This is a genomic window from Stenotrophomonas sp. 63632_Sma (assembly GCF_056482875.1).
On record NZ_CM151220.1, the window covers coordinates 2,690,160 to 2,711,543 of the forward strand.

The window sequence follows — 21,384 nt, forward strand, 5'->3', positions numbered from 1 at the left end:
GCATGGGAACCGGCGCGCTGCTGGGCATGCTGAGCATCATCGCGGTGCTGCTGGCGCTGGCAGCCTGGCTGTGGGGCACGGCCAGCAGCCGTGAGCAGCGCCAGGTTTCAATGCGGCACGCCGAGCAGCAGCTTTCGCGCGGAAGCGCCACGGGCGGAGCACCCGCCGGGCCGTCCGTCACCGCTGCCAACGACCCGGCGCGGCCCGCCAGCGCCGGGCGCCGCGTGCTGCCGCTGGATGGCCTGCTGCAGCGCGCAGGGCTGCCGACCGGCTGGAAAATTCCCATCATGCTGCTGGTACCGGGGCTGGTACTGTCGGTGGTGGCGATGCTGCGGCTGGGCACCGCATGGATGTTTCCGCTGACCCTGCTGCTGTACCTGCTTGGCTGCTGGCTGTGGGTGATGCGGCGGACCACGAAGCTGCGTGCGCAACTGCTGCATCAGCTGCCGGACTTCCTCGACAACCTGGTGCGGCTGACCGCACTGGGCAACAGCCTGCAGGCCGCGTTCCAGGTTGCGTCGATGCAGACGAGCGCGCCGTTGCGCGGGCTGCTGGACACCACGGTGCGCTTTGCACGCAGCGGCATGGAGCTGGACCGTGCACTCGCACAGGCCTCGCATCCCTATCGCATGGATGTGCTGAAGGTGTTGTCGGTGGTGATCGGTGTCAGCGTGCGCATCGGCGGGCGCTCCGACCAGATCCTGCAGCGCATGGGCGATTTCATGCGCGATCTGGAACAGGCCCAGCAGGAGCTTGCAGCGACTACCTCGGAGACGAGGATGTCAGCGTGGGTGCTGGGCCTGTTGCCACCGGCCTGCGCGGTATTGATGGCGATCACCAGCCCGGACTTCTTCCAGCCGGTGCTGCACGATCCGCTCGGCCACAAGATCCTGCTGCTTGCACTGGGCATGGAACTTGTCGGTGGCTTCCTGCTGTATCGCTTGGCCAAGTCGCTATGAACCCCCTTCGCCCCGCCGGAGACAACCGATGAGCGCCAGCGCCTGGTTCGCCCTCTCCCTGCTCGTGCTGGCCGCCGGTATCGCCCTGCTCGGTATCGGCGGCTGGGTACGCAGCCATCGTGAGCAACGTACAACGGCCACCTTGAAGACCGCCCTGCAGCCGCGCGAGGCGTCCCGTGACACCGAGCCTGCGCGGCACGATTCGCTGGGCTGGCTGGAACGCTTCGGCCGTGCCCTCAGCGGCGGCCGGCTGGAAACGGCGTTGCTGGCCAATGAAGACCGGCTGCTGTTGGATCTGGCCGGGTGGAACACCCGCCGCGGTACGGCCATCTACCTCGGCCTGCGCCTGCTGCTGGCCGTGCTGGTGCTGGTACTGGTGCTGACATTCAGCAGCGTCACCGGGCTGGCCAGGATCATGGTGATCATCGGCGCCCTCGCCGCCGGCCTGCTGCTGCCCAAGTTCGTTCTCTCCTCCTGGGTGAAACGGCGCCGACGAGCGGTCGACAACGAGCTGCCGCTGCTGATCGACCTGCTGCGTCTGCTGCAGGGCGTGGGCTTCAGCATGGACCAGAGCCTGCAGACGCTCGGCGACAAGCTGCGCGATGCATTGCCGGTCCTCGGCGGCGAGCTGCAGGAGGCCAACATCGCCTATACCCACGGCCGCACGCGCGCACAGTCGCTGCGCCGGCTGAGCGAGGTCTGTGCCGACGATGACCTGACCAGCCTGATGCAGCTGATCCTGCAGGTGCACGCCCATGGCGGCGCGGTGCAGGAGCCCCTGCGGCAGTTCAGCATCCGCCTGCGCGAACAGCGTCGCAACACGCTGAAGGAAAAGGTCGGCAAGCTCTCGGTGAAGATGACCGTGGTGATGATGCTGACCCTGCTGCCAGCGTTGATGCTGGTCCTTGCCGGCCCGGCGCTGGTCGCGCTGGCCACCACCATGTCCAAGATGGGGTCCCCCTGATGCCTGCCCTGCGCACTTCCTGCCTCATTGTTGCCCTGGCTGCCGTTGCCGGCGCCAGCGGCTGTGCATCGACCACGCCGAAGTACCTGCGCGCGCCCAGCCTGGCCGCGCCCGAACCGGCACCGCAGGACAGCCGCAATGCCTACCTGGAGCTGATCGAGCGCATGCAGCAGCAAGGCGCATGGTATGCCTCGCTCGCCCACGTCGACGCCTTCCGCCAGCGCTACGGCGATCCGCCGGCGTTGCGCCTGCTGCAGGCCGACGCGCTGCGCGAGACCGGCCAGGCCGATGCCGCGGTCACCCTGTACCGCGATCTTTCCAGTGGCCCCCAGGCCGCCGCGGCCGCCCATGGCCTGGGCCTGATTGCCGCGCGCCGCGACGACGACGCCGGCAGTGAGCAGGCGTTGGCGCGGGCGACCGAACTGCAGCCATTGAATACAAGTTATCTCGGCGACCTGGGCTATGCGCGGCTGCGCGCCGGGCAGTTCGAGCGCGCGCGCGAACCCCTGGCCAAGGCGCTGGAGCTGTCGCCGGGCAATGCCAAGGCCACCGCCAACCTCGCCCTCTGGGCGGTACTGCGGGGCGACACCGCCACTGCCGAACGCCTCGCCCAGCAAGCGAACCTCAACGACGAGACCCGGCTCAGCATCCAGCAGCAGGCGGCGCAGATCCGTGCCCGCCTGCAGCAGCGCCAGGCCGCAGCGGCAGCCGCCGCAGTCGTGCCGGCCGCTGCCCGTGCTCTCGCCAGCGATGCCGCCGGCAACCCGCCCGGCGCCACGCGACTGGCGGCGGAACCGCGCCGCGACAGCCGCGATCAACGCGATCCGCAGCGCCTGCCGCCCTCGATGCTGGAACGCTTCAGCGCCTCCGACCACCCGAACGGGAACACACCATGACCGCGACGCCCCTGACCCGACGCCTGCTGCCCGTTCTGATCTGCCTGCTGCCAGCCGCCGCCGTGCAGGCGCAGCAACAGCCGCTGACCGGGCAGATGCTTGGCGGCAGCACGCCGGCTGCGTCGGCTTCGCAGCCGCTGCAGTCCGAGTCACTGCCCACCGTGGAACTGGCGGCCCCGCCAGCACCGGTGCCGCATGCGGCGCCTGCAGCAGTGGCCAACACCGACGGCAGCACTGCAGCCCCGCGGCCCGGCCGCAGCCAGATCGGCGATACCACGCGCAACCTGTTCCGCCTGCAGGCATCGGGGCAACAAGCCGGACAGCACCTGCCGATCCTCGGCGACCAGGCGACGCTGAGCTACGCCCGCTACATGAAGAGTTTCGAACACGAGATCCCGGACTTCTTTGAAGCCGATGTCGCCAAGTCCAAGGGATCATCCTCATCCGGACGCTGAGGTAGGCCATGAAACGCCCACGCCAGTTCAGTTTCAGCCGCCCACGGGGCGGCATGTCGATCACCATGATGCTGGTCATGCTGGCACTGCTGGCGATGCTGGGCCTGATCGAGATCGGTTACCTGTTCTGGGCCAAGCGCGATGCACAGAAAGTCGCTGATCTGGCCGCACTGGCCGGAGCGCAGCGACTGGAACTGTGCACCTCGGACAACAGCGACAACAGTGCTGCGCGGCAGAGCGCACTCACCCAGAACACCTTCGCAGGAAGCCTGGAAGTCCGCTGCGGAAACTGGAACGTGACCCGCGCCACCGAAGGGCACTTCAGCCCGGTCGTCGATGCAGCGAATCAACGCAATGCTGTCCGTGTCATCACCCGCCGCGCGGTGCTTCCCTTCTTCGGGCAGAACAGCAGCCTGCCGACCGTGACCGCACAGGCGGTGGCGCGCCGTGCAGAACCGACGGCGGTTTTCAGTGTCGGCTCGCAACTGCTGCGCATCAATGGCAACACGCCACTGGGAAATGTCCTGAAACTGGTGGGTGCCGACCTCGACAAGACCACCCTGCTCGGCTACGACGGCCTTGCACAGGCGCATATCACCCCGAACGGACTGCTGCAGGCACTGGGCATTCCGATCGACGTCAACATGGGCGTGGCGGAGTTCAACAATCTGCTGGCCGGCCGCAAGGTCAAGCTGGGCAAGATCCTTCAGGCGACCGTTGACCTGCTCACCCAGCAGGGCGTTGCCCACGTGGACCTGAGTGCACTGGAGAATGCCCTGGTCGTGAAGGGCATCGACCTCAAGCAGCTGGAGGTGAAACTCGGCTCCGATGACAGCGGTGGCGGCCTGTTCGCACGCGTGGTCGCGCCGGATGGAACGATTTCCAGCGCGCTGCAGGCCGATGTCAATGTGCTGGACCTGATCGGCACCAGCATCAGCATCGCCAATGGCGGCCGTGCGGTCTCGGTCGATGAACTCAACCTGCTGGGCCTGGTCAATGCCAAAGCCGCTGTGGTGGAACCGCCGTCCATCGCCATCGGTGGCGTTGGCTCGCGCGCTTACAACGCGCAGATCCGTGTCTTCCTCGACATCGACACCAACAACATTCCCGTTGCAGGCGGCGTGCTTTCACTGCTGGGCATCCGCCTGAAGCTGCCGGTCCATGCGGACGTGACCAATGCAATGGCGACCCTGACCAGCCTGCAATGTGGCAGCACGCCTCCCACGGCGACGATCAAGGTCGAGTCTTCCGTGCTGCGCGCCTGCGTCGGCAAGGTGGCCGACAGCGAGCGGTTCTCCAAGCAGAATGTCTGTGGCGACACCCTGCAGAAGGAACAGATGCTCACACTGCTCGGCGCCCCGTTGATCAATGACAGCATCAAGGTCAATACGCTGACCGACACGCAAAGCCTCACCCTCCCCGCCGGCGCGACCGGTTCAACCCAGGTCAACTCCCTGGAGGTGGGCACCGCCGTGTCCGAGCTGGTCAGCGAACTGCTGCGCGTACTGTCTGGCATGCTCGATCCGCGCGACGATGGCATGAGCCAGGGCTCGACCGCAGCGCAGTTGGCCGATCGCTACCTGAAAGCAGCCAACGTTGGTCGCAAGCGATACGATGTTGACGCAACCATCAAGCTGCTGGAATTCGGAGACAGCACGCAGGGATTGAAACCACTTGGAAACTGGGACATCACCAAGGGGGTACCTACCAGCTGTGTGCTGGTGACCTGCATGGTCGACGGCAAGGTCTGGCAAGGATTCCGCAACGCAGTGACCGGGGTTGGCTCGGGGCTCCTCGATGGCGTACTGGGAGCGCTTGTGGGTGGGCTGCTGGTCAAGCAGTGCAACAGCCTGATTGGCGCGCTGGATGACACCACCTACAACAATTGCATGAAGTACAACCTGACTTCCTACCTGCAGACCGCCGATGCCGGCTTCCTGGACCAGTTCGCCGGCGACGGCGTCACCGCCCCCGGCAATGGCCCGGTCAGTTGTTCGGGCCTGCTGTGCTTGCTGCTGAAGCCCGCCCTGGACGTCCTGAAGCCGCTGCTCAACAGCGTCGGCTCCCTGCTGCGCTCGCTGCTGGCGCAGGTGCTGGGCCTGGAACTGGGCCGTACGGATGTGCATGTCCAGTCCATCCAGTGCACGCCCGCACAGCTGGTCTACTGACCCGTGACGGGCGCCCTTGGCGGCGCCCGCGCACATGCTAGACTCCCGGCGGGGAACCACCTTCATCTCAACCCACACTCATCCGTGGATGGTCTAGACATGCGAGAAACTTCAGGGGGCGCGGTCTTCGCCCGGCACGCGCGCGGCGCGGCACTGCTGGCCGTGGCCATGATGCTGGTGGCACCGGCGGCGATGGCTGCCCGTGGCGACCGCGAAGCAGCCGCAGAGCCGGCCGCACGTACCGCACCGGTGGTGCGCAACACCGTTGACGAGCTCAAGCAGCTGATGGATGCCCGCCAGCTGACCGAGCTGCGCACCACCTACAACGGCAACTACGGCGCCAGCCTGCTGTTCAATGCCAACACCCTGACCTACTACGTCGCCCTGTTCCAGGAGAAGAACTTCTGGCGGGTGATCAAGACCGATGCCGTCGACAACGCCGAGCGTGTCTACCGCACCTTCGCGCAGCAGTCAGAGCAGCTGGCCCAGGTCTACATCGACACCACCCGACTGGAAGCCGGCAAGCGCTATACCGAGCGCCTGGTGGCCTACAACGAGGAGCGCCTGCGCACGCTGCAGCAGGAAATGGAACAGCAGCAGGCACAGTCGGCCCAGGTCAGCGCTGCCCTGCAGCAGGCCCAGCAGCAGGCGGTCAGCCTGAGCAGCGACGTGCAGAGCACCAACAGCCAGCTGGATTCCCTGCAGCGCCGCATCCAGATCCTGCAGGCCGAACAGGGCAACCCGGAGCTGAGCCTGCCCAAGCCGGACAGCGTGCCCTCGCCGGCACCGGCGGCCGCCAGCGACGGTCGCTGAGGTCCAGCGCCTGGCGTGCCGTCCAACGGCGCCCACGGGCGCCGTTGTCGTTTTCGGCACCATTCCATTTCAACGGCACGCCTCATGCACGGCATCGTCCAGTTGCCGGCGCTGCACGAAATCCATGCGCTTGCCATTGGCCAGCACCTTCCCACGATGCTGCCGCGCGCGCTCACAGGCGGCGGGATCCGCGCTGATCGCTATCAGTGCAGCCCGCGCACGCCGCTGCTGCACCACACGCGGACGCATTGAAGCTGGGCTCGCTGCCTTGGCCGCGCTCGCACCTGTCGAGGGCGGCTCCGCCGGCACCTCCCAGCGCCATTCCGCGCGCCCCTGGCACGGCGTCTGCTGGTAGACCGGATGCGGCCCGTCCACACATTTGTAGACGTTGGTCTGAGCATGCGCCCCCGTGGCCAGCAGCAGGTACAACAGCGGGCTCCAACACGCGTTCGACATTGCAGGCTCCTCGTCAGGGCTGCCGCCATCCTCGATGCCGGCACGGCTTCGTGCCAGAGCGATACACGTCACATCCGGCGTAATCCAGCACAGCCGTGCAAGTCGTGGGTCTGGCGCTGCGCTGTACTGCCGAAGGCACCGGCATCCACGCCAGCGCCCTCCCTCCCTTCCGTCAAGGAAACCACAATGAGCAACTTCGTCACCGTCGCCGACGGCGCGCGCATCTTCTACAAGGATTGGGGTACCGGCCAGCCGATCGTGTTCGCGCACGGCTGGCCGCTGTCGTCCGATGCCTGGGACCCGCAGATGCTGTTCATGGGCCAGAACGGCTTCCGCGTGATCGCTCACGACCGTCGCAGCCACGGCCGCTCGAGCCAGACCTGGGACGGCAACAACATGGACACCTACGCCGACGACCTGGCCGCCGTGCTCGAGGCGCTGGACCTGAAGGACGCGATCCTGGTCGGTCACTCCACCGGTGGCGGCGAAGTGGCCCATTACATCGGGCGCCACGGCAGCAAGCGCGTGGCCAAGGTGGTGCTGGTCGGCGCCGTGCCGCCGCTGATGCTGAAGACCGATGCCAACCCGGCCGGTACCCCGCTGGAAGTCTTCGACGGCATCCGCAAGGGCACCGGCGGTGACCGCTCGCAGTTCTTCAAGGACCTGACCACGCCGTTCTTCGGCGCCAACCGCGACGGCAACAGCGTTACCCAGGGCATGCGTGATTCGTTCTGGCTGCAGGGCATGCTCGGTGGCGTCAAGGGCCAGTACGACTGCGTGCACGAATTCTCGGAAGTGGATTACACCGAGGACCTGAAGAAGATCGATGTGCCAGCGCTGGTGGTGCATGGCGATGACGACCAGATCGTGCCATTCGATGCCTCGGCCAAGCTGTCCTCGCAGATCATCAAGGACGCCGAGTTGAAGGTGTACGCAGGTGCGCCGCACGGCCTGACCGTCACCCACGCCGACCGGTTCAACGCCGACCTGCTGGCGTTCGCACGCAAGTGATGTCCCTCGGCGGCGACCCACGGCGCCGCCGCTTCTGCGGTCGCAAAAAAGGGGACGGAGGGGATTAAGTCGTTTGTGCACAAACGACTTAATCCCCTCCGTCCCCTTTTTTGTCAGATATCGCTGTGGTGGTGCGGGACCCCGGTCTTCGGCAGCGGGTCATGCCCGCCCACGAAGTGGCGTACCACCGGTGCACGCTCACCGCGATGCAGCCCGCGCAGCACTTCCTGGATCGCCTTGTCATCGGCAGTGATGCGTTCGTGCTGGCGCAGATGCTCCAGCCACGACGGGGTCACGAAGTACTCCAGGTGGATACCCGGGCTGGCCACGTCCTCCACCACACCCCAGACCACCGCGCCATCGCGGCGACGGATCGTGCCCAGTGCGCGCATCTGCGCCTGGAACGCGGCGCGGTCAGCCTCGTCGATGCGGTACTCCAGGGTGACCAGTACCGGGCCGCGATCGTTCGATACCGGCACCGACAGTTCCGGTGCAGGCCAGTGCCCGGCCGGACGCAGGTTCAGATCCTCGGTGCCAGCGATGCGCACGCGCCACACCAGCAATCCGCCGATCACCGCGCCGGCAGCCGCCACCAGCAACGCCAGCTCCGGCGAGGTGCGCTGCGCCAGCGCGCCCCAGCTCAGGCCACCGGCCGCCATGCCAGCGGAGAACACCATGATGTACAGCGCCAGTGCACGCGCCCGTACCCACGCTGGCACTGCGGTCTGCGCGGCAATCTGCAGCGACGACAGCACGGTGATCCAGGCAAAGCCATTGATCAGCATCACCAATGGCAGCACGTACCAGCTGCGGGTCAGCGCCAGCCCGACCAGGCTGAGCGCCAGCGACAGCGTGGCCAGCAGCACCAGCAGGTCGCGATCCATCTGCGCGCGCAGCTTCGGCAGCAACAACGCACCACCCACGGCACCGATCCCGATGCAGCCGAGCAGCATGCCGTACTGCCCCGCCCCACCCTGCATCTGGCCGCGTACCACCACCGGCAGCAGTGCATTCATTGCTGCAGCAAAGAAGAAGAAGCCGACCGACTTGATCAACACCGCCTGCAGGCGCCCGGCGCGGCTGGCATAGCGCAGGCCCGCCTTCAGGCCGGCACCGAAGCCTTCCGGCGGCAGGCTGGACTGTTTCGGGTCGCGCTTCCAGCCCCACACCACGAACAGCATCGCGGCAAAGGTGATGGCGTTGAAACCGAAGGCCCAGACCGCGCCGAGCTGGGCGACGATCACACCGCCGATGGCCGGGCCGATCGAGCGCGCGATGTTGATGCCGATCGAGTTCAGCGCCACCGCCGAGGCCAGCAACGGCTGCGGCACCAGTTCGGATACGATCGCGGCCTGCGCCGGCATCGCCATCGCCGCACCGCAGCCCATGCAGAAGGTCAGCAGCACCAGCAGCTGCGGCGTCAGCATGTCCATCGCGGTCAGCGCCGCCATCACCGCGGCGACCAGCAGCATCCAGCCCTGGGTGGCCAGCAGGTACCTGCGGCGGTCGACGATGTCGGCCAGGGTGCCGGCGGCCAGTGCCAGCAGCACGATCGGTACGGTGGTGGCCGACTGCACCAGCGCCACCATCAACGGTGAGCCGGTACGCTCGGCCATCACCCAGGCAGCGGCCACGTCATTGACCCAGGTGCCGATGTTGCTGGCCAGGATCGCCAGCCAGATCGAGCGGAACATCCGGATTTTCAGCGGGGACCAGGCACCTGCGGCCTGTGCGGGGGGTTGCGACGCGGTTGCGTTCACCATTGCCATGCTCCAACGATCGAGGCGAACAGCGTGTCCTGGCCTCCGGCCTGCTTCAGTGCAGGACCGGCATCGACCCAGGCCAGCTGCAGCTGCCATTGCCAGTGTTCGCTGGCCTGCCAGCGTGTTTCGGATTTGTATTGATTACCGATGCGGCGCGCGCCACCGGCGCTGCCTGGCAACGCCACCAGCGGTGCCGGCGTGGTGTAGACCGCATCGGCACGACGATGCTTCCAGGCCATCTGTACGCCCAGTTCCGTCGTCACCGCGTCGTGCAGGCGCAGGGACAGGGTCGGCTGAAGGTCCATCAGGTTGGCCGGGGCCAGCAGGCTGGCCTCGCTGAAGTAGGCCGATTTCGGGAACAAGGCGTTGAAGGTTCCCAGGCGGCCGTCATGCAGGTTGCCATCGCCACTGGCGATGTCGGCCTTCAACCCCAACCGCGGCTGCAGCGGCAGGTTCGTCCAGCGCCACCCCGTATCGGTCGCCAGCGTCCAGGCGCGGATATCGAGGGTGCCGGCGGTCGTCCGAAGCTCACCGCCCTGCGCCACCAGCTCATTGTTCCAGTCCAGCGCCCCGGCCTGGCCGAACCAGCGCGCGCCCACGGTCTGCCGACGTTCGGCACCGCTGCCTGCGGCGAAGCGCGCGCCCTCGCGGCGGTAGTCCAGCAGATACAGATCCCACTGTCCCGCGCCCTGTCCCCGCACCGTGGTGGCATAGGCACCCCACAGGTGGGCACCGTGCTCGCCGCGATCATCAAAGGCACCCGGTCGGTTTTCCACTGGCCGCAATGCCATCAGATCAAGCGTACCCAGGCGGCCTTTCCAACCCACACGCGCACCGTCGAACGCCAGGCGGATGTTCGGCCCGTCGCGCACTGACAGCAGCCGTGAACTGCCATAGCCGGCTTCCTGCCGGCCGAGTTGCAGGTGGAAGCCATCGCGCTGCCAGCGCCAGTACGCCTGCTGCACATCCAGCGCGCTGCGGTCGGTGCGACCCGGGCCGCCGGCCTTGCCATTCTCCCCATGCACACCCAGCTGCAACTTCGCCTGCCAGGTGTCTTCCACATAGGTAGCCGATGCCAAGGCACGCAGCAGGCCATAGCCATCCTCGCTGCCGCCAATGCCGAACCGGGTCGGGTCGTAGTACAGCCCACGCACACGCAGCGACGCATCCCATTGCAGCTGGCCGTCCCCAGCCGCGCTGCAATGACCGCCGTCGCAGGCCTGCACCAGCGACGGTGCGGCCAGCAATGCCAGGCTCAGAACGCGAAGCACGAGCATCCCATCGCGCCCCAGAACGCGGTCAGGTCATCGGTGGGCGCCGCGTGCCGGGCCGCATGACCATGAGCACCGTGAGTGCTGCAGGCTACGCCGTGATGGTGACGATGGGCGGCGGCCAATCCGGTGGCGGTACCGCCGACGTGGTAGCCACCGAACCGGTTGACCGGCGACCAGTCCGGCATCGCCGGCGGCAGCTGCGGCGCAAGCCCGGCGTAGTCGCCGTCGGCATGCACGATGCGGCCACCGACCACGGTCAACACGCTGGTGATGTCGGCGATCTGCGCATCATCCACGCGGAAGAAATCGGCCGAGAGCAGGATGAAATCGGCCAACTGGCCGACCTTCAACGTACCCTTCACTGCTTCGTCGCCGGAGAACCAGGCACTGCCCTGGGTCCACAGGCGCAGCGCCTGCTCGCGTTCGAGCAGGTTCTCATCGCCATACAGGGCCAGCCCGCCGACGGTGCGCCCGGTCACCAGCCAGGACAACGCCACCCATGGGTTGTAGCTGGCCACACGGGTGGCATCGGTTCCAGCACCGACCGGCACGCCTTCGGCCAGCATGCGCTTGACCGGCGGCGTATGCCGCGCGGCCTGCACGCCGTAGCGCTCGACGAAGGCTTCGCCCTGATAGGCCATGCGATGCTGCACGGCGATGCCGCCACCCAGCGCACGGATGCGCTCGATGTTGCGCGGGGTGATGGTTTCGGCGTGATCGATGAACCAGTGCAGGCCATCGAACGGCACCTCGCGGTTGACCTGTTCGTACACATCGAGGATGCGGGTGATGCTCTCGTCGTACGTCGCATGGATGCGGAACGGCCAACGCTTCTCGACCAGCAGCTTCACCACATCGTGCAGTTCCGGCTCCAGCTCCGGCGGCAGTTCCGGGCGCGGCTCGTTGAACAACTCGAAGTCGGCCGCGGAGAACACCAGCATCTCGCCGGCACCGTTGTGGCGCAGCAGGTCATCACCCTGCCGCGGCTGCAGCATCTCGCTCCATCCGCGGAAGTCATCCACTTCCTTGCCCTTGTTCTGGGTGAACAGGTTGTAGGCGATGCGCACGGTCAGCTGGTCATCGCGGTGCAGCTGCTCGATGACCTGGTAGTCCTCGGGGTAGTTCTGGAAACCACCGCCGGCGTCGATCACCGAGGTGATGCCGAGCCGGTTCAGTTCACGCATGAAGTGACGCGTCGAATTGGCCTGGTACTCGATCGGCAGGCGCGGCCCCTTGGCCAGCGTCGCGTACAGGATCAGCGCATTCGGCTTGGCCAGCAGCAGCCCAGTCGGGTTGCCGAGCGAATCACGCACGATCTGGCCGCCCGGCGGATCCGGGGTGTCCTTGGTATAGCCACAGGCACGCAGTGCGGCGCGGTTGAGCAGCGCACGGTCGTACAGGTGCAGCAGGAACACCGGCGTGTCCGGCGCGATGTCGTTGAGCTCCTGCAGCGTGGGCAGGCGCTTCTCGTTGAACTGGGTGGCGGTGAAACCACCGACCACGCGCACCCACTGCGGTGCAGGCGTGCGATCGACCTGCGCCTTCAGCATGTCCAAGGCATCGCCCAGCGAACGCAGGCCGTCCCAGCGCAGTTCCAGGTTGTAGTTCAGGCCACCACGTATCAGGTGGGTATGGCTGTCGTTGAGGCCGGGCAGCAGGCGCCGGCCCTGGGCGTCGATCAGGGTCGCTTCATTGCCCCAGCCACGCATGATCTCCTCGTCGCTGCCGACGGCGACAATACGCCCTTCCTGCACGGCCAGTGCCTGTGCATGCGGCTGCTGTGGGTCAAGGGTGGTGATGCGGGCATTGCGGATGACCAGCGTGCTCATGCGACGCTCCTTGGAAGTGGAATCGAGTGCGGCACCGGCACGGCCGGCCAGACCCAGCGCCACCGCGGCGCTGCCGGCCAGCACCACGTTGCGGCGGCCGTGATCGAGTGGATCGTGACTCATGCGAGATCTCCCGGAAGGCGTTGGCCGTCCAGTGCCCAGGCGCCGGGCCCGGTCAGCGCGAGGGCCAGCAGTACCGTGGTCCACATCAACGGGTACTCACTGCCACCGCGCATCCAGAACCAGCCCTTGGGCAGGGCCAACAGAACGGTGAAGCCGATGAAGGCCGCCGCTGCAAGCGCGGCGACGCGAGTCTGCCAGCCCAGCAGCACGGCCAGCCCTGACAGCACCTGCAGCAGGGCCAGCAGCAGCGGCAGCGGTGCCACCGCTGGCAGGCCGAAGCCGCGCAGTTCGGTGGCGAAGCCGGCCAGCCCAGGACCGCCGAACCAACCGAACAGCTTGCCCAGCGCGTGTGGCAGCAGGAATCCCCCGGCTACCACGCGCAGCATCAGCAGGGCCAGGTCGAGGCCATGGCCAGCCAGCATGCTCAGTGCCCGCCTTCCTGCGCGCCGAACATGCGCTTGGCGTACTGGATGCCGATGCCATAGCCACCGGCGTGGTCGCGGGCGATGCCGGTGGTCAGCTCGTAGGTCTCGCCACGCGCCCAGTCACGCTGCAGCTCCAGCAGGTACTGCACGCTGGTCATCGGCACTGCACCGGCCTGCACCATGCGGGTGATCGCACGCTCGTGGGCTTCTTCGCTGACATCGCCGCAGGCATCGGTGATCACATACACCTCGAAGCCCTGTGCCAGCGCCGACAGCGCCGGTCCCACGATGCAGACGCTGGTCCACAGGCCGGCAACGACCAGGCGACGCTTGCCGATGCGGTTGATCTCATCGATCACCGGCTGGTCTTCCCAGGTGTTCATCGAGGTGCGGTCGAACACCGTCTGGCCCGGGAAGATCTCCGGCAGTTCCGGGAACATCGGGCCGGAGAACGACGCTTCGGCGACGGTGGTCAGCAGCACCGGCACGTTGAAGCCCTTGGCGCCCTTGCTGATCAACGACACGTTGTTGCGCAGCGCGGAGATATCGATGGTGTGGGTGGCGAATGCCATCTGCGACTGGAAGTCGATCAGCACCAGGGCATGGTCGGTGGGCGACAACAGGGCCGGGGCGGGCGTGGCGGTGGCAAGGCTCATGGTTGGACTCCGTTGGAAACACGATCAGGGGGAAGCAACAGGGCCGCATCGCCGGCCAGGTACTGGCCGGGGCTGCAGCCGGTCTCGGCGCGGAAGCTGCGGACGAAATGGCTCTGGTCGAAGAAGCCCAGCTGCTGCGCCAGGCAGGACATCGGCAGCTGCGCGACCGGCAACAACTGGCGCGCACGTTCGATGCGGCGACGGCGCACGTAGCGCAGCGGGCTGGCGCCGGTACCGGTCCGGAACAGGCGCACCAGATGGAAGCGGCTGACGCAGGCGGCTGCGGCCAGCTCGGTCACCCGCAGCGGCTGCGACAGGTGCTCATCGACATAGCGCAGGGCGCGCTGCAATGCGGCGGCCTGCTGCGGTGCCAGCGCCACGGCGGGCGGATCGGGCGAAAAGACGGTGGCCATGCGGGACGCCGCGAGGGGGTGCCCCATGGTGCGTGGCCGCCGCACGATGCCCTACCCCCGTCGGTCGAGGCCAGCACCTACCCGAATGGGGGAGGCCGACGCCCGAGCAGGCGACGACCGAACAACCGCGCATCCAGTGAATAGGCGCCAGGGCCCAACATCAACAGCGCCAAGGGCAGCACCACCTGTGACCACGGCGCCTGCTGCGCGAACAGGCCCACGGCCACCATCAGCACGGCCAGTGGCGTCAACACACCCAGCGTGAGCATCGGCACTGCCAGCAGGCACAGCGCCGACCACCCGCCTGCATGCGTGCCGGGCGTGCACAGTGCCGCGGACAGGCACAGCCGCAGCCACAGCAGGCCGATGCCCGGCCCGCGGTCGGGGAACATCACGAACAGGCGCTGCATGGCCGGGCTCCACAGGACATGCCGGCGTGATAGCCGACCGCGGCGGCGACCGCCTACCCCGTTCGGGTCACCCCGGACTGCCCCGCACCTGCCAGAATGCGCGCCATGCGTGGCCGCCCCTTCCCGTTCCTGCGTCGCCTGCCGACGCTGCTGACGTGCCTGCTGCTGTGGACCGCCCTGCCCGCTTTTGCCGTGCAGCGCCCGCCGGTGAGCGGCGGGCTGCCCGGTTACGAGCACACCGCGTGGCGGGTCGGCCAGGGTGCACCCGGCGATATCTGGGACATCACCCAGGACCGCGACGGCCTGCTGTGGCTGGCCACCGGCTCGGGCCTGTACCGCTTTGATGGCCGTCGCTTCGAACGGCAGGCAGCGCCCGTCGGCAGCCAGTTCCCGTCCACCAACATGGTCACGCTGGCGCATGCCGCCGACGGTGCCCTGTGGATCGGCTACTTCCAGGCCGGCATCAGCCGGTTCGCACAGGGGAGGCTGCACAACTACGGCCGCGAGCAGGGGGTGCCGGTCGGCGTGGTCCCACGCTTCAGCCAGGATCGCCAGGGCCAGCTGTGGGCGGCGATCAATGGCGGGCTGCGCCGCTTTGATGGACAGCGCTGGCAGCCACTGCCGGCCGCAGCCGGCCTGCCCGAGCGCCGTGTGCAGTGGGTGCTGCACGACAGCCGGGGCAGGTTCTGGGTGCTGGCCGACCTGAAGATCTGGATGCGTGCGGCCGGCCAGACCACGTTCGAGGACACCGGCATCGCGGTCTCGCAGATGGCAACGCTGGCCGAAAGCCCGCAGGGTGAAGTGTGGTTGGCCGACCGGGTGCGCGGCACCTCACCCCTGGCCAACGCGCAGGGCCTGTTGGCGGCCAGCGAACGTGAAGCGCGGCGTCTTCCGGAACTGGTTGCTGCACGCCTGCAGTTCACTGCCGATGGCGCGCTGTGGGCCACGATGAGCCCGCACGGCGGCGTCGCCCGCATCACCTTCGACGGCAGCCGCGCCGTGCGCATGGAGCGTTTCGATTCGCCGCACGGGCTGACCGCCACCTCGGCGGTGCCGATCATCGCCGACCGCGAAGGCAATCTCTGGGTCGGCACCAATCTCGGCCTCAACCGCTTCCGCGCACGCAGCGTGCACACCCTGGCAGTGGGCCCGAGTGATCCCTACCGCTCGCTGGTGCGGGCCAGCGATGGCCGCGTGTATGGCTATGGCGAAGACCTCAAACCCTACGATCTGCGGCGCACTCTGCTGGATGGCAGTGCCCCGCAGCTGCAGGCCGCCGCGCGCCAGGCACCCACGCCGATCTGGCAGTTCGATTGGGTCAATCTTGCGCGCACGGTCGCCGGCCACACCTCGTTGATCCCGCTGCCGGCCCCGTTCACCGGGCAACCGCTGCACGCCCTGCTGTTCCCCGACGACGCGCAGGCCTGGGTATGCACGGGTGAACGCGGCGTCCTGCACTACCTGCATGGCGAATGGCAGCGCGAGGTCCGCCTGCCCGAGCAGGCCTGCTCATCGCTGGCGCTGGATGCCCATGGCCAGCTGCTGCTCGGCTATGCCGACGGCCGCCTGCGCCGGATGAGCGCGGGCCACATCGAGAGCTTCGATGCCAGCCAGGGCCTGTCGGTCGGGCCGATCACCGCAATGCTGCATCACCAGGACCTGCTGCTGGTCGCCGGCGAAGCCGGTCTGGCTGCGCGCGTTGGCAACGGTCGTTTCGTTCCGGTGCGAACCGACATGGCCGGTGTACTGGAAGGCATCACCGGCATGGTGGCCGATCCGAACGGACACCTCTGGTTCAATGGCAGCCGTGGCCTGGTCCGGCTGGGGAGCGATGAGCTGCGACGGACGCTGCGGACCGGGCTGCCGGTGACGCCACGCCTGTTCGATGCGGTGGATGGCATGCCGGGCATCGCCCTGCAGAGCGGACCGATCGCCACCGCCACGCTGGCCGATGACGGACTGCTGTGGCTGGCCACCAACCAGGGCCTGGCCTGGCTGGACACCACCCGCTCGCACGTCAACACCATGGCGCCCAGCGTGCGCATCGGCGAAGTGCTGTATGGCAGTGAGCACGAGCCACTGCGCGATGGCCTGCGCCTTCCGGCCGGCACCAGCCAATTGCAGATCGATTACGTGGCGCTGTCGCTGGCGCGCCCGGAGCGCAACCGCTACCGCTATCGCCTGTCCGGCGTCGACGACGGCTGGCAGGATGCCGGCAGCAGCACCCGCGCGTATTACACCAACCTCGCTCCGGGCAACTACCGGTTCGAGGTGGAAGCCGCCAACGAAGACGGCATCTGGAGCACTGCACCGGCCAGTCGCAGCTTCCGCATCGCCCCCACTTTCATGCAGACGGTGTGGTTCAAGCTGCTGTGTGCGGCCGCGATCCTCGCACTGCTGGTGATGGCGGTGCGCATCCGCAGCGGGCAGCTGGCCGCGCTGTTCCGCGCGCGCCTGCAGGAACGCAATGGCGAACGCGAACGCATCGCACGCGACCTGCACGACACCCTGCTGCAGGGCAGCCAGGGCCTGATCCTGCGCCTGCACGCGATCAGCCAGTCGCCGCAGACCCCGGAGCAGGTACGCGGCCAGCTGGAATCGGCGATGCAACTGGCCGAGCGCAACCTGGCCGAGGGCCGCGAGCGGGTCAATGCCCTGCGTGAGGGACCGTTCGCTGGCCGCGACCTCGCTTCGGCACTGGCCGATGTGCACGCCGAGTACGCCGGGCATGGCACCAACCCACTGCGCCTGACCGTGGAAGGTGCAACGCCACCGCTGCAGGCCGACGCGGCCGAAGAAGTGTTCCTGATCGGGCGTGAGGCGATCCGCAATGCGTTGCGTCACGCCAACGCCAGCGCCATCGAAGTGGAGCTGTCCTACGGCACGCGGTGCTTCCTGCTGCACGTGCGCGACGATGGCGTCGGCATCGCCGACGACAATGCCGGCCATGGTCATTGGGGCCTGCAGGGCATGCGTGAGCGCGCGCAGCGCCTCGGTGCGGAACTACAGCTGTGGACCCGCGCCGGACTGGGAACCGAAGTCGCGCTGGCGGTTCCCGCCCGGCGCCTGTATCACCGCCGCCCATCGCGCTGGCGCTGGCCCTGGAGTAAAGCAAACCATGACTGAGTCCCCTGCCCTGATCGGCGTGCTGGTGGTCGACGACCACCCGCTGCTGCGTGACGGCCTGGCGGCGCTGCTGGGCGCACAACCCGATCTGCGCCTGCTCGGCGAAGCCGCCGATGGCGAGGAAGCCATCGCCTGCTACCAGCGGCTGCAGCCCGACGTGGTGCTGATGGACCTGCAGATGCCACGGCTGGATGGTGTGGAAGCGATCGTGCGGATCCGCGCGATGGACCCGCGCGCGCGCATCATCGTGCTGACCACCTACCGTGGTGACGTACGCGCGGTCCGCGCGCTGCAGGCCGGCGCCAGCGCCTATCTGCTGAAGGACATGCTGCGCCATGAGCTGGTCGATACGATCCGCATGGTCGCTGGCGGCCGCCGCGCACCGATTCCCCCGGCGGTGGCGGCCAGCATCGCCGCGCATGTGGTGGAAGACCGGTTGTCGCCGCGCGAAACCGAGGTACTGAGGCATGTAGCCGGCGGCCTGTCGAACAAGCGCATCGGCGAGCGCATGCAGATTTCCGAGCAGACGGTGAAGGCGCACATGAAGAGCCTGATGGACAAGCTGGGCGTGGGTGATCGCACGCATGCGGTGACCCAGGCGCTGCGGCGCGGGATCATCAGCCTGGACGACAGCGGTCACGATTAGGGGTTGTTCGGCAGGGCTTGCAGCCCTGCACCCGCGGTAGTGCCGGCCGCTGGCCGGCAACCTCAGGAGCAACAACAGCAACAGCGGGCTTTCCATGGGATGGCGGGGTGGTGCCGGAGTGCGGGGACGCTGCAAGTCCCCCTCCGGGGCCCGGCCCAGCCGCTGGCGGCTGTGCGTTCGGGCGCTTGCGAAGCCGTGCTTCGCAAGCAAAGCGCCCTCACCCATGTAAGCTCGGTCGCCGCTTGCTCGTGTGCGCTGTCCTGCGCACACGGCAAGACCGGGGTTGGGCGTCCTGCCCAACCCGTCGGGCGCATGCGCCCGACCCATGCGGCTCACGCCCCCGCAACCGGACCCACCCCGCCTTCGACAGTTGGCCGCGATCTGTCGGAACGGCGTATTGCCCTGGTGGGTGTCGACCTTGGTCGACACAGTAGATCCACGCCATGCGTGGATGACTCATTCGATATCTGACAGATATTTCGACCAAGGTCGACACCTACCAACAGCCACCGGAATCTGTCAGAGGTGGGGCGGTGTCGGAGTGCGGGGTGTCAGCCGCATGGATGCGGCTGCCAAGCCTACAAGGACGTACTTGCGGCGTCCCCGCACTCCGACACCGCCCCACAGGAAACCCGCCGTTGCTGTTGCTGTTGCTGTTGCTGTTGCTGTTGCTGTTGCTGTTGCTGTTGCTGTTGCTCCAGCTTCCAGCAGGTGCAGGGCTGCAAGCCCTGCCGAACACCATCCTTACCTCAAACGCAGCAGCAGGCTGCCACCCGCGCACACCACCGCCAGCCAGGCCACGCCGTTCCAACCCCACTGCGCCAGCGCTAGGCTGCCCAGCGCACCACCGGCGGCCATGCCGATGAACATGCCCGTGAACAGCAACGCATTGAGCCGGCTGCGTGCCGGCGGCACCAGTCCGTAGACCAACGTCTGGTGCGCCACCAGCGCCGACTGGAAGCCGAAGTCGAACAGCAGCGCGCTCACCACCAGCAGCGGTAGCAGCGCAGCGGCCGGCAGCCACGACTCGGTCAACAGCAGGCCAAAGCCCAGCAGCGCCACCGCGATCGCCAGCCGCGCCACGGCGTGGCAACCCAAGCGATCGGCGAATCGACCCGCAAACGGCGCGGCCAATGCGCCGGCCGCACCGGCAATGCCGAATGCACCCGCTGCGGCACTACCCAGCCCCAACCGTGCATGCAGCATCAGCGCGAGGGTTGACCAGAACGCGCTGAAGCCCACCGCCAGCAGCGACTGGCTGGCCACCGCACGGCGCAGCTGTGGCTGCTCCCGCCACAACGCCAGCAACGAACCCAACAACGCCGGATAGCGCAGTGTGCTGGTCGGTGCGAAGCGCGGCAGCGCACGCGCCATCACCGCTCCCATCGCCGCCACTGATACCGCGGCCAGCACGAACTGCGTGCGCCAACCCCACGCTTCGGCCACTACGCCACTGACCACCCGTGACAACAGGATTCCGAGCAGCAGGCCGGTCATCACCCGGCCGACGATCTGGCCGCGCTGCACATCCGGCGCCAGCACCGCTGCAGCCGGCACGATGTCCTGCGCCAGCGTGGCCATCAGCCCGACCAGCAGGCTGGCCATCAGCAGGCCCGGCAGGTGGCCAGCCATCGCAGCAGCGCCCAACGCCAACGCCAGCAACGCGGACTTCCACAGGATCAGGTTGCGGCGGTCGAACCGGTCGCCCAACGGCGCCAGCAGCAGAATGCCAAGCGCATATCCCAGCTGGGTCAAGGTCGGTACCAGGCCGGCAGCGCGCTCGCCGGCGCCGAGATCCTGGGCGATCAGGCCCAGCATCGGCTGGCTGTAGTACAGCGAGGCGACCGAGAAGCCGGCGCCGGCCGCCATCGCCAGCACCAACGGGGTGGAAGGCGCGGTCGCAGGTGCGGCGGCGACAGACAACGAGGGGGTAGACATGGGGGAGTCCGGTGGAGGAAGTGGGCGTATCCTGCCCGTATTCGCCAGGCGTCTGTAGTAGGCTCGCGCACATATTCTTCATACGTTACACGCATGAATGACCTCGCCAACGGCGCAGATCGCCTGGATCTGCTGCGCACCTTCCTGCGCATCGTCGATGCCGGCAGCCTGTCTGCTGCGGCCGTGCAGCTGGGCACCACCCAGCCGACAGTCAGTCGCCGCCTGCAGGCACTGGAGCGGCAGCTCGGCCTGCGCCTGCTGCAGCGCTCCACCCACGGCCTGCAGCTGACCGAGGATGGCCTGCGCTGCCAGCGTCATGCGCAACGCGTGGTCGACGAATGGGAGTCGCTACAGGCCGAACTGCACGGCGAACCGGAAACGCTGCGTGGACGTTTGCGGGTGATGGTGCCGCACGCCTTCGGCCAGGCGCAGCTGCTGCCGACCATGCTCGCGTTCCTCGCCCAGCACCCGCAGCTGAGCCTGGAGTGGATCCTCGAGGATCGGCGCCCGGACTTCATCGCAGAAGGCATCGACTGCGCGGTGCGGGTGGGCCCCGTCGACGAACCGCGCATGGTCGCACTGCCGCTCGCCGAAGTGCCGCGCATCGTCGTGGCAGCGCCCTCGTTGGTGGACGCCACAGCAGTCAGTACGCCGGAACAGGCGCAGTCACTGCCGTGGATCTCGCTGGTCACCTACTACCGCGAACGCCTGCTGCTGCATGACGCACAGGGCCGCGCGCATACGCTGTCGATCAGCCCGCGCCTGCTCAGCGACAACCTGTTCGTGGTGCAGCAGGCCGCATGTGCGGGGCTGGGCGCAGCGGTGGTCTCGGCCTGGCTGGTGGCCGACGATCTCGCACAAGGGCGGCTGGTGCAGCTGCTGCCGGACTGGCAGGCGCCGGCACTGCCGGTACACGTGGTGTTTCCCGCCGCGCGCCAGCAGCCGCCGCGGCTGCGCGCCTTCATCGATGCGATGAAGGCCGCGCTGCCGCAATTGCATGGAATGCGGCCGGCGCCGCGTTAGGTCATCGGCCGCATCATCCACGCCATGCGTGGATTC

General features: G+C 67.7%; 19 protein-coding genes. 10 read left to right on the forward strand and 9 right to left on the reverse strand.

Going from position 1 to position 21,384, the window contains the following annotated elements; translation table 11 throughout:
• Positions 1 to 2: 2 nt before the first annotated feature.
• The 6 genes from ACZK45_RS12470 to ACZK45_RS12495 all read left to right on the forward strand — a co-directional run bounded on the left by ACZK45_RS12470 (position 3) and on the right by ACZK45_RS12495 (position 6,255).
• A complete protein-coding gene (locus tag ACZK45_RS12470; RefSeq protein ID WP_346485484.1) occupies positions 3 to 959 on the forward strand; it encodes a type II secretion system F family protein in 957 nt (318 codons plus the stop codon).
• Positions 960 to 987: 28 nt separating this feature from the next.
• Positions 988 to 1,923, forward strand: a complete 936-nt coding sequence (locus ACZK45_RS12475) for a type II secretion system F family protein (protein ID WP_478444758.1) — start codon at positions 988 to 990, stop codon at positions 1,921 to 1,923.
• Positions 1,923 to 2,819, forward strand: coding sequence for a tetratricopeptide repeat protein (locus tag ACZK45_RS12480; RefSeq protein WP_125894366.1), 897 nt, complete (start codon positions 1,923 to 1,925; stop codon positions 2,817 to 2,819). Before ACZK45_RS12475 ends, ACZK45_RS12480 begins: the two co-directional genes overlap by 1 nt.
• Entirely contained in the window at positions 2,816 to 3,274 is a 459-nt protein-coding gene (locus tag ACZK45_RS12485; protein WP_125894364.1) for a DUF3613 domain-containing protein, read from the forward strand. Before ACZK45_RS12480 ends, ACZK45_RS12485 begins: the two co-directional genes overlap by 4 nt.
• An 8-nt stretch (positions 3,275 to 3,282) precedes the next feature.
• The gene (locus ACZK45_RS12490) at positions 3,283 to 5,442 is read left to right on the forward strand and encodes a TadG family pilus assembly protein (protein ID WP_317217159.1); all 2,160 of its coding nucleotides are present in this window, start codon (positions 3,283 to 3,285) and stop codon (positions 5,440 to 5,442) included.
• Positions 5,443 to 5,541: 99 nt separating this feature from the next.
• Positions 5,542 to 6,255 (forward strand): DUF2968 domain-containing protein, encoded by a 714-nt coding sequence (locus ACZK45_RS12495; RefSeq protein WP_043402505.1) that lies wholly within the window; start codon positions 5,542 to 5,544, stop codon positions 6,253 to 6,255.
• 69 nt (positions 6,256 to 6,324) lie between these two features.
• On the opposite strand, the gene ACZK45_RS12500 is transcribed toward ACZK45_RS12495, so the two are convergent.
• Positions 6,325 to 6,711, reverse strand: coding sequence for a hypothetical protein (locus tag ACZK45_RS12500; RefSeq protein WP_180844359.1), 387 nt, complete (start codon positions 6,709 to 6,711; stop codon positions 6,325 to 6,327).
• Between the two features lie 186 nt (positions 6,712 to 6,897).
• Here ACZK45_RS12500 and ACZK45_RS12505 point away from each other — a divergent pair, with 186 nt between their 5' ends.
• The gene (locus ACZK45_RS12505; protein ID WP_049398471.1) at positions 6,898 to 7,722 is read left to right on the forward strand and encodes an alpha/beta fold hydrolase; all 825 of its coding nucleotides are present in this window, start codon (positions 6,898 to 6,900) and stop codon (positions 7,720 to 7,722) included.
• 113 nt (positions 7,723 to 7,835) lie between these two features.
• Here the strand turns inward: ACZK45_RS12505 and ACZK45_RS12510 are convergent, their stop codons facing one another.
• The 7 genes from ACZK45_RS12510 to ACZK45_RS12540 all read right to left on the reverse strand — a co-directional run bounded on the left by ACZK45_RS12510 (position 7,836) and on the right by ACZK45_RS12540 (position 14,615).
• Entirely contained in the window at positions 7,836 to 9,485 is a 1,650-nt protein-coding gene (locus tag ACZK45_RS12510; RefSeq protein ID WP_180837646.1) for an MFS transporter, read from the reverse strand.
• Positions 9,479 to 10,762: an alginate export family protein gene (locus ACZK45_RS12515; RefSeq protein WP_478444759.1), complete on the reverse strand. Its 1,284-nt coding sequence runs from the start codon at positions 10,760 to 10,762 to the stop codon at positions 9,479 to 9,481. Before ACZK45_RS12515 ends, ACZK45_RS12510 begins: the two co-directional genes overlap by 7 nt.
• The gene (locus ACZK45_RS12520) at positions 10,741 to 12,588 is read right to left on the reverse strand and encodes an amidohydrolase (protein WP_478445889.1); all 1,848 of its coding nucleotides are present in this window, start codon (positions 12,586 to 12,588) and stop codon (positions 10,741 to 10,743) included. The genes ACZK45_RS12515 and ACZK45_RS12520 overlap by 22 nt, the downstream gene beginning before the upstream one ends.
• A 119-nt stretch (positions 12,589 to 12,707) precedes the next feature.
• Positions 12,708 to 13,133 carry a DoxX family protein gene (locus tag ACZK45_RS12525; RefSeq protein WP_478444760.1) on the reverse strand — a complete coding sequence of 142 codons (426 nt, stop codon included), beginning with the start codon at positions 13,131 to 13,133 and terminating at the stop codon, positions 12,708 to 12,710.
• A 2-nt stretch (positions 13,134 to 13,135) separates the two neighbouring features.
• Positions 13,136 to 13,792: a hydrolase gene (locus ACZK45_RS12530; protein ID WP_049422794.1), complete on the reverse strand. Its 657-nt coding sequence runs from the start codon at positions 13,790 to 13,792 to the stop codon at positions 13,136 to 13,138.
• Positions 13,789 to 14,232: a helix-turn-helix transcriptional regulator gene (locus ACZK45_RS12535; protein WP_053091059.1), complete on the reverse strand. Its 444-nt coding sequence runs from the start codon at positions 14,230 to 14,232 to the stop codon at positions 13,789 to 13,791. The genes ACZK45_RS12530 and ACZK45_RS12535 overlap by 4 nt, the downstream gene beginning before the upstream one ends.
• Positions 14,233 to 14,282: 50 nt before the next feature.
• Positions 14,283 to 14,615, reverse strand: a complete 333-nt coding sequence (locus ACZK45_RS12540) for a hypothetical protein (protein WP_197615415.1) — start codon at positions 14,613 to 14,615, stop codon at positions 14,283 to 14,285.
• Positions 14,616 to 14,711: 96 nt separating this feature from the next.
• Between ACZK45_RS12540 and ACZK45_RS12545 the strand changes: the two genes are divergently transcribed.
• Entirely contained in the window at positions 14,712 to 17,741 is a 3,030-nt protein-coding gene (locus tag ACZK45_RS12545) for a sensor histidine kinase (RefSeq protein ID WP_478444761.1), read from the forward strand.
• Entirely contained in the window at positions 17,734 to 18,387 is a 654-nt protein-coding gene (locus ACZK45_RS12550; RefSeq protein ID WP_107432195.1) for a response regulator, read from the forward strand. The genes ACZK45_RS12545 and ACZK45_RS12550 overlap by 8 nt, the downstream gene beginning before the upstream one ends.
• 744 nt (positions 18,388 to 19,131) lie before the next feature.
• Here ACZK45_RS12550 and ACZK45_RS12555 read toward each other — a convergent pair.
• Entirely contained in the window at positions 19,132 to 20,325 is a 1,194-nt protein-coding gene (locus ACZK45_RS12555; protein ID WP_478444762.1) for an MFS transporter, read from the reverse strand.
• Positions 20,326 to 20,418: 93 nt separating this feature from the next.
• Here ACZK45_RS12555 and ACZK45_RS12560 point away from each other — a divergent pair, with 93 nt between their 5' ends.
• Positions 20,419 to 21,348: a LysR family transcriptional regulator gene (locus ACZK45_RS12560; RefSeq protein WP_478444763.1), complete on the forward strand. Its 930-nt coding sequence runs from the start codon at positions 20,419 to 20,421 to the stop codon at positions 21,346 to 21,348.
• Positions 21,349 to 21,384: the final 36 nt, after the last annotated feature.

Excerpts from the sequence above, each read along its gene's own strand:
- ACZK45_RS12470 (WP_346485484.1), top strand. The coding sequence starts at position 3 with ATGGGAACCGGCGCGCTGCTGGGCATGCTGAGCATCATCGCGGTGCTG.
- ACZK45_RS12475 (WP_478444758.1), top strand. The coding sequence starts at position 988 with ATGAGCGCCAGCGCCTGGTTCGCCCTCTCCCTGCTCGTGCTGGCCGCC.
- ACZK45_RS12480 (WP_125894366.1), top strand. The coding sequence starts at position 1,923 with ATGCCTGCCCTGCGCACTTCCTGCCTCATTGTTGCCCTGGCTGCCGTT.
- ACZK45_RS12485 (WP_125894364.1), top strand. The coding sequence starts at position 2,816 with ATGACCGCGACGCCCCTGACCCGACGCCTGCTGCCCGTTCTGATCTGC.
- ACZK45_RS12490 (WP_317217159.1), top strand. The coding sequence starts at position 3,283 with ATGAAACGCCCACGCCAGTTCAGTTTCAGCCGCCCACGGGGCGGCATG.
- ACZK45_RS12495 (WP_043402505.1), top strand. The coding sequence starts at position 5,542 with ATGCGAGAAACTTCAGGGGGCGCGGTCTTCGCCCGGCACGCGCGCGGC.
- ACZK45_RS12500 (WP_180844359.1), bottom strand. The coding sequence starts at position 6,711 with ATGTCGAACGCGTGTTGGAGCCCGCTGTTGTACCTGCTGCTGGCCACG.
- ACZK45_RS12505 (WP_049398471.1), top strand. The coding sequence starts at position 6,898 with ATGAGCAACTTCGTCACCGTCGCCGACGGCGCGCGCATCTTCTACAAG.
- ACZK45_RS12510 (WP_180837646.1), bottom strand. The coding sequence starts at position 9,485 with ATGGTGAACGCAACCGCGTCGCAACCCCCCGCACAGGCCGCAGGTGCC.
- ACZK45_RS12515 (WP_478444759.1), bottom strand. The coding sequence starts at position 10,762 with ATGCTCGTGCTTCGCGTTCTGAGCCTGGCATTGCTGGCCGCACCGTCG.
- ACZK45_RS12520 (WP_478445889.1), bottom strand. The coding sequence starts at position 12,588 with ATGAGCACGCTGGTCATCCGCAATGCCCGCATCACCACCCTTGACCCA.
- ACZK45_RS12525 (WP_478444760.1), bottom strand. The coding sequence starts at position 13,133 with ATGCTGGCTGGCCATGGCCTCGACCTGGCCCTGCTGATGCTGCGCGTG.
- ACZK45_RS12530 (WP_049422794.1), bottom strand. The coding sequence starts at position 13,792 with ATGAGCCTTGCCACCGCCACGCCCGCCCCGGCCCTGTTGTCGCCCACC.
- ACZK45_RS12535 (WP_053091059.1), bottom strand. The coding sequence starts at position 14,232 with ATGGGGCACCCCCTCGCGGCGTCCCGCATGGCCACCGTCTTTTCGCCC.
- ACZK45_RS12540 (WP_197615415.1), bottom strand. The coding sequence starts at position 14,615 with ATGCAGCGCCTGTTCGTGATGTTCCCCGACCGCGGGCCGGGCATCGGC.
- ACZK45_RS12545 (WP_478444761.1), top strand. The coding sequence starts at position 14,712 with ATGCGCGCCATGCGTGGCCGCCCCTTCCCGTTCCTGCGTCGCCTGCCG.
- ACZK45_RS12550 (WP_107432195.1), top strand. The coding sequence starts at position 17,734 with ATGACTGAGTCCCCTGCCCTGATCGGCGTGCTGGTGGTCGACGACCAC.
- ACZK45_RS12555 (WP_478444762.1), bottom strand. The coding sequence starts at position 20,325 with ATGTCTACCCCCTCGTTGTCTGTCGCCGCCGCACCTGCGACCGCGCCT.
- ACZK45_RS12560 (WP_478444763.1), top strand. The coding sequence starts at position 20,419 with ATGAATGACCTCGCCAACGGCGCAGATCGCCTGGATCTGCTGCGCACC.